This window comes from Streptomyces sp. MB09-01 (assembly GCF_033794505.1).
GTDB lineage: Bacteria > Actinomycetota > Actinomycetes > Streptomycetales > Streptomycetaceae > Streptomyces.
In genome coordinates, this window is sequence record NZ_JARAYQ010000578.1 from 1 (window position 1) to 1,012 (window position 1,012).

At 72.9% G+C, this 1,012-nt stretch carries 1 protein-coding gene; it reads left to right on the plus strand.

The genetic code is table 11. From position 1 onward, the window contains the following. Positions 1-255 precede the first annotated feature (255 nt). Positions 256-573, plus strand: coding sequence for a hypothetical protein (locus PV721_RS43555; protein ID WP_319734438.1), 318 nt, complete (start codon positions 256-258; stop codon positions 571-573). The last annotated feature ends 439 nt before the right edge of the window (positions 574-1,012 follow it).

The window sequence follows — 1,012 nt, forward strand, 5'->3', positions numbered from 1 at the left end:
GAACTGCTCAATCAAGTGCGCCATGAAACTCTCCTCGTATGCGTGTCCGGTGTCCGCCGGCTGCCACCACCGACCAACAAGAAAACTATACCATATATCCATCACGTGCGGGAGAGTCCCAGCACTCCGCGCGGCTGCCCTCATCCACGCCCTTGCGCATGCTGCTACCGACCGGTCGAGGGCCGCGCGGGGCCAACAGCCGCAACCAAGCGCGCGGCGCGACGGGCGGCGGGCTTCCCGAGCCACAGTGGGCACATGACTCACTACAACAACGCCACCGTCACCATCGGCGACCAGCAGCACTACGGGTGCAGCGCCGACATCGTCGAGGAGCCAGCCACAGCTAACGCCATCGCTTTCAGCGCACAAGCCCAGCTGCCCGCTCTTCCCCAGGGCACCGTCACGCTCACCTTCGACAGCGAGGACGACGCCAGCGCCGTCGAGGATGCCCTCACATTCGGGGGAGGCCAGGGTTGGCTGGACCTCGACGAAGACCTGCCCAAGCGCATCCATCCGACCGGGGCACAGGCAAGGCGCGGCCCCGAACTCACAGTCCGCTTTTCCGCCTCGTAGCGAAGGCGTCCGAAACGGCCGAAACGGCACTCGCGGCGACCCTGACCGCCTACGGAATGGGACATACGCCAGGGCGCCAGCGGCGAGAACCGGCGGCAGCGCAAACCGGGCCCCGGCACTAACCGGGGCCCGGGCCCGGCTGCGGGGCCGCAGCGGCGCCGAGGGCAGGGCCGCGGCGGCCCCGAGCGCAGGCAGGGGGCAGCGGACGGGGACCGCGCGGCCGCGGCGGGGCCCGGCACAGACCGGGCCGGGGCCAGGCGGCGGGCAGCGGTAGCGGCCGGGGCGGCAGCAAGCACCGGGCGGGACGCGGCAGAGCGTCAGGCCCGCCGGGCCCCGGGCCCGGCGGACGGCGGCGAGACCGCGCAGCGGGCAGCGGCACCCGCCGAAAGCCGAGCCTCGGGCCCGGCGGCGGCCGGGCCCGAGGCTCGGCTTTCGGCGG